General features: G+C 51.9%; 5 protein-coding genes and 1 pseudogene. All 6 read right to left on the bottom strand.

Annotation, left to right across the window (positions count from 1 at the left end; translation table 11 throughout):
* Positions 1-18: 18 nt before the first annotated feature.
* Complete coding sequence (locus tag NFS35_RS28450) at positions 19-1,122, bottom strand: phage major tropism determinant (protein WP_251210322.1); 1,104 nt, start codon at positions 1,120-1,122, stop codon at positions 19-21.
* Positions 1,119-1,628 carry a hypothetical protein gene (locus tag NFS35_RS28445; protein ID WP_251210321.1) on the bottom strand — a complete coding sequence of 170 codons (510 nt, stop codon included), beginning with the start codon at positions 1,626-1,628 and terminating at the stop codon, positions 1,119-1,121. Before NFS35_RS28445 ends, NFS35_RS28450 begins: the two co-directional genes overlap by 4 nt.
* A 25-nt stretch (positions 1,629-1,653) precedes the next feature.
* Positions 1,654-3,129, bottom strand: coding sequence for a hypothetical protein (locus tag NFS35_RS28440; protein WP_251210320.1), 1,476 nt, complete (start codon positions 3,127-3,129; stop codon positions 1,654-1,656).
* Between the two features lie 19 nt (positions 3,130-3,148).
* On the bottom strand, positions 3,149-4,195 hold the full coding sequence (locus tag NFS35_RS28435) for a siphovirus ReqiPepy6 Gp37-like family protein (RefSeq protein WP_251210319.1): 1,047 nt from the start codon (positions 4,193-4,195) through the stop codon (positions 3,149-3,151).
* A gap of 2 nt (positions 4,196-4,197) precedes the next feature.
* Positions 4,198-5,148, bottom strand: coding sequence for a phage tail family protein (locus tag NFS35_RS28430; protein WP_251210318.1), 951 nt, complete (start codon positions 5,146-5,148; stop codon positions 4,198-4,200).
* A gap of 5 nt (positions 5,149-5,153) precedes the next feature.
* Positions 5,154-5,921 (bottom strand): annotated as a pseudogene (locus NFS35_RS28425) (phage tail tape measure protein); the annotation flags it as partial.

Below are 5,921 nucleotides of genomic sequence, written 5' to 3'. Positions count from 1 at the left end.
CGCCCGTCCCCAACAGATTTACAGACTGTCACACACGCACCACACGCCAACGCCCGTGCGCACGTGCCACGGGTAACCGTCGCAACCGACGGCCCGTGAACCGCAACGCACGCCGTAGCTCCAATAGCCGCCGCCAACGAGGGCGTGCAAGCCCGTTGCCGAATACATCCACAATTGACCGTAACCCTGCCCGGCCATGGGGTCCTGCCACGCTCCCGTGGTTGCCGTAGGGTCATGTATCAGTTCATTCAGCCATTTCCACACGTTTCCCACCAGGTCACATATATTTAAGGCACTCACGGCGTTTGCAATGTTCCCAACGGCGGTTCTTGCCTTGTTTGCGGTTGCCGTCCACCCGTTTGTGTTGGAATCGTCCAACCCCTGGGGGCTTCCGTCTGCTGCCACTGTAAATTCCATGTAATCCGGCAAATGTTTCCCCACACGCCTTGCCCGTTCCCCTGCGATATACCAGTTAAGGCCCTCCGTGCCCGTGATAGGCGTGCCGCAATATACAGACTGCAACCCATTGGCCCCGTCATCACTGGAAAGGTAAATGTCACCCCATAAAGCGTTCCCCAGGTATACCATGCCGGACGGGTCACATTTAGGGCGGTGCTTCGTGGTCCATACGGAATTAGGGATAATGTCCACACGGGTATTCCCCTCCCATCCGGCACCCCTCACCGCCCCGGATGTATTGATTGGCCTGCCGTATTCATCCGTATTCCTCACACGGCCATAGTGGAATCCGCCAATCTTACGGGTGTTTGTATCGTCCCATCCCTCGCCGTCCGGGAACGTGGAATTTAAGGAAATCAGATACTTTTCATCCTGGTTGTCCGTTCCGGGGTCACATATATAGATATAATAATCATTGCCATGTGCGAAATCGCTTCCCTGGTCCAGGTTCTCCTTGGAAAGGACGGTTTCCGCCGTCTTGAACACGGACGTTTCACCCACCGCAATCACGCATCCGCCAGTGACCGTGATTTCTCCCCGTCCGCTGTACTGGATGTACGCCTTTTCCGGGGCCACAATATCAGAAATGGCCGCCATCTTGGCAACGGTAATCTTCGCCCGTTCATCCAACATATTTTCGTCATACACAAATAATCTGCTCATGCTTCCAATTCTCCTTTCATTTCCTCCACTTCCTCTTTGGAAATCCCCAGGCGGTCATAGAACGATACCGCCGCCGGGATGCCGATTTCCGTTGTGCCTATGTTCACGGCCTTGGAAAGGTTCAGTATGGTGTGGGTGACGGTGTTCTGCCCTGCTGCCGCCTGGCCGCTCTCCGTGCCCTCCCTGGCCGCTTCCTGGCCCTCTGTGGCGGCGTTTTCCGTGTCGGTGGTACTTTTATCCACCTCCACCGTTTCAACGCTCTGTATGGTCGGAAAAACCGCCCCATTCTTCACCCTCTGCCCTGCTGCCGCTTCCGCACAGAACATGATTGTGACCGCCTTTCTGTCCTCTGACAGACTGATTACCGGGCACATAATCCAATTCTGGTTTTCCAGTTTCGCCACGGCTTCCAACCAATCCGCCTTTTTAAGGCTCCCTTTCTTCGCCATCTTGAACGTGTTCACCAGGTCTGACTTTGTTTTGATTACTTTAGGAAATCCTTTCATCCTCTTTCTTACCTCGCTTTCTTTTTTAGCCTAATATATGGGTTCCAATATAGTTGCCTATGTAGGCCATATTGGCACACTCACGCAATGAAACGGTCAATGTATGCCCCGGCGGCATATGGTCCACGTTTCCAACGGAAAACTTCCTTGGTATTGGCATCACGGCTTCCATATCCGTTTCCACGATATAGTCCCCGGCTTCCTGGATATGGAAGCCAACGCCGCTTTCCGAAACCGCCGCCGTCTGCACCCTCCCGGTTGTTGTGTTGGTAAGGGTGATGGTAACGGCTCCCTGGATGCTCTCCAACAGATAGGCAATATAAACCCTTACCGTCTGCCTTTGGATGTATGCACCCATATAATTGCCAATATAGCCCCTATCTGCCCCGTCACGCAACGAAACGGTCATTGTGTGCATCAGGTCCACATTATCAACCGTAAATCTGTTAGGCGTTGCCACAACGCCCCCTTTATTGGTCCTTACGGTGTAGTCCCCTGCTTCCGTGATATAAAATCCAATGCCGCTTTCCGTGAAATCCGCCGTCTGGACGTTCCCCGTGGTTACATTTGAAAGGGTCACGGTCACGGCTTCCTGGATGCTTTCCAGGCGGTAGGCAATCCATAGCTTGAACGCCATGTTGTGTACTTTCGTTCTAAGGCCGTCAATCTGCAACTGCAATTTCCCGGCCACGTCCCCGGCAAGTTCATCCTGCTTTCCCTGGAACCACTTTTCCCATTCCGCCGCCTGGGTTTCCATGAAATCCCTTGTCATCCTGGCATATTCTTCCTCAAAGGAAAGGCGGTCTTTTTCCATTGCCTTTTTCTCTTTGGCAAGCCAGGCATTAAATTGTTCCAAATCAGCTTCCCGGCCATCCGTGAAATCCCGGATAAGTTCGGTATACTCTTTCACAAAGGCGGCGTGGTCTTTTTCCATTGCCTTTTTCTCTTCTGCGAACCAGGCATTGAACTGTGAAAGGAATTGTGAGAAGTCCAGTTCCTTGAACTGTGAAGCCACGAACCCACACACGGAATCATCCGCCCTTTCGTCTGTTATGTCTGCCTGGGTAATTGCCACCGCCCCGGCCTTTACATAGATACGGGCCAGGCTTTTTTCCTGGATTACATCATTATTTATCAGCCCCGGCGGCTGCGGCTTGCTTGAAAATGCCCCCTCTCTGATAAAAATACTCGGCCTGCGCTCCGTTTCATCATTCCGCACAATAACCCGGTCAATCCTGGGAAGCGTTCCGCTTGCCTGGCTCACGGTAAGCGGAAGCACGGCGGTATTGTGTATGGTGTGAAGATTGATATAGGCGTACCCTTTCCGGCTTCCGCCATCCACCTTGACTTCCATCCCGTCCCCTGCGGTGACTTGCAAATGGCCGTATACAACGCCCTCTTTGTAGAAAGGGGCTTTATCTTCGTTCATGTCCTGCCCGTTGTATCTTCGCTCCTTATCGTTCAAATCCGTGGCGTTGTAGAAGAAACCTCTTACTGCCATTGTCTTTCCCTCCTTTCCTCTAATCGTCCCATTTTATTGCCGTGGGCAAGGCATCCCCAAAAGTGGGCACAACATACATCCCCCCGTATTCGTAAACCTCGCAAAGTTCCGTTATCCTAAGATTTTGGGAAGTGCCCCACTTTTTCTTCTTTACCGTCACCACGTCCCCCAGGTCATAATCCTTTTGGTAGATGAAATTCACGTCCGCTTCGGCTTCAGCTTCAAAATTTTCAAATACCTTGTTCTCATTTAGGTATTCCTGCCCCCTGGTCCGCAATGCGGCCATGTACGCCGCTTCCGTCAGTTCATCCTTGTTTATGTCCTTTGCATCCAAAAACACTTCCCGTAAGTCAAAACCGCTTCCGCCGCCCACGGTCACATAGATACGGTTTAGCCCCTCCCCGGCCCCTCCCACAACAACTTTGGTTTTCATTGTGGCATCACTGTAATTGTGCTTTGCCTGGTTCAGATTATCGTAGCTTTCCGAAAAGATGACCCTTGGATTTTTCCCTTGTGCCTGGGTTCTGTCTATCCCCTTGTAGGTTTCAAAGGTCATGGTCTTTTTCTTGAAATCCGGCACCACACGGAACCCTATTTCCGCATACCTCGCCAGTTTGGTGAGGTATTCCAGGACGTTCTTGTAAGTGGCCTGGAACTGTATCTTTGTCTTGTCCCCGGTCCCCTCCGCAATCTGCAATAGGGGGACTGCTGCCATCCTGCCCAACATAAAGCGCATGGCATCTTCCACGGTTCCGCTGTAATTGAAAAGCGGCCCGGTCAGCCGGTCCCCCAGGTACACGGGCAGGAACTTCCCGTTCCTGGTAATCTCATTTACAAGCGTGCTTTCCTCTTCCGTCTGGTCCCCCCGTATCACGGCGGCTTCCAGTTTGTTGTCCCCTTTGGTTATGACGTTCCCAGGCTTCAAAAGCCTAAGATTTTCCGCCGTCACCGGGCAATGAAGTTCAAACGTCCCACATTCATAATATTTTCTGTGCCACTGTAGGGACGTGTGGTTCTCAATGTGCCCCAACCGTCTAAGGTTGCGGTCATAGACGTGTATCTCCATTCCTACACCCCCAAATATGAAATTCTGTAATATACAGATATGGAAAGGTAGTTCACGCCCTCATCCGCCGAATAGGTAAGGGTGTTTGTCCCGTCCTGCAACTGTATAAAGTCCCCATCTTCATCCAGGTATTCATTTATCACGGTCCCGTACCGCTCAATCACGGCATCCCAATCAATCACCCCGTAAGTGTTCTTGTGGTTCTCAATCTCCGCCTGGGTCACGCCGTCCAAAAGGTATATGTTCTTTTTCCCCGTATAGGTGTTTATGATGACGTACTGGCCGGATGCCATGGTGAAATTGTTCTCCGCATACCCAACCTTTGTGAACTCTCCGCTTTCGGCATGGTATATGGCCGGGTTCTTCACGGCACCGTCCGCATGGAAGATTACCACAATTCCGATATTGTCGGCACCGCTGTCATTTTCGATTTCCTTTACAAGTTCCGCTTCCCGGTGCCCAAATATAACGCCCTCTTTGGGGAAGCACGCCGGGAAAAAGAAATCACTCACCCATGAAGCCATCACCACTTCAATGTCTGCCAGGTCCTTGAAATACGGGTCCGTGCATTTTAGGGAAATGGTATAGTCACGCACCACGCCCGTTGTGGCTCCCGGCAGGATGTTTTCAACCTCATAGTCAATGGTCTTGGCTTCCCCGTCCTCTATATACTGCATGGTCCCGGTCCGCTTTATGGGGAACGTGCGGTATAAAAGGTTTCGGTTCTCCTTATAGTCCTGGTCCATTTCCACGGTCAGCACAATGTTTCTTTCCTTTGCCGTTGCCCCCTGGTAGGTGCTTCCGTCCGTGGTGGTGTTCTCGCTTGTTACCACATTGCTTTCAATCCCGTATATGCCCTCTATGTCTACCAGGTGGAACGGGGTAAACCCGTCCCAGGTAAAGGTCAATGCCACATTCTTGTCGCTTGTGCATATCACTTTAATGTCCGACACTGGATTTACCCCCTTTGCATCCTTAAAATCATGGCCCTGGTCTGTAGCCTGGTCTGTCTGCCCACCTCATAAGGACTTAACGCCTTGGGGCTTGTGATGTTCACATTCTGCACATACCCACCGCCGCCGTTCCCGGCGTTCTCCATGGCCTTATTCCTTGCGCTCCCCGTAAGCGGCGTTACAACCGCCTTTCCGTTTACCATGCTCAAAAGTTCCGGGCCGGCTTCCGCCACCATGGCCTGGCCCTCCCTCAACACGCCGCCCTTTGCCAGTCTTGGCAATGACAAGGTGCCTATCTTCCCCAGGGAAACGCCTGGTATTTCATTGATTACATCAATCACGCCGTTAATCATTCCTATGAATTTATTTACCACGCCCTCTATGGTGGAAAGGCAGCTATTGATTGCCGATTTAAAGGCATCCCCAACGGCGGAACCGATTTTCACACCCACGTCCACGAAACAGCCCTTGATTTTATCCCATAACCCGGAAAAGAAAGAAGTCACGTTGGCAAAGGCGTTCTTTATGTTGGTCCATGCGTTGTCAAACTGTGTCTTGAACCAGGCCGGGACGTTTGAAAGGGCGGTCTTTATCTCCGTCCACCTGGCACCGAACCACTGACCGATTGCCGCAAACACACGGGTCACGTTGTTGTAGGCGTTTGTAAACATGGTAAGGAACCACGTTGCCACCTGGGCCAGGGCGTTCTTTATATCGTTCCAACGTGCCCCAAACCAGGAACCTATGGCCGCAAATACACGGGTCACGTTGTT

The sequence above is a fragment of the Acetatifactor aquisgranensis genome (assembly GCF_943193215.1).
Taxonomy (GTDB): Bacteria; Bacillota; Clostridia; order Lachnospirales; family Lachnospiraceae; genus Acetatifactor; species Acetatifactor aquisgranensis.
This window is presented reverse-complemented; position numbering and strand designations above follow the sequence as displayed.

Coding starts and splice junctions, on each gene's coding strand:
- NFS35_RS28450 (WP_251210322.1), bottom strand. CDS start 1,122: ATGAGCAGATTATTTGTGTATGACGAAAATATGTTGGATGAACGGGCG.
- NFS35_RS28445 (WP_251210321.1), bottom strand. CDS start 1,628: ATGAAAGGATTTCCTAAAGTAATCAAAACAAAGTCAGACCTGGTGAAC.
- NFS35_RS28440 (WP_251210320.1), bottom strand. CDS start 3,129: ATGGCAGTAAGAGGTTTCTTCTACAACGCCACGGATTTGAACGATAAG.
- NFS35_RS28435 (WP_251210319.1), bottom strand. CDS start 4,195: ATGGAGATACACGTCTATGACCGCAACCTTAGACGGTTGGGGCACATT.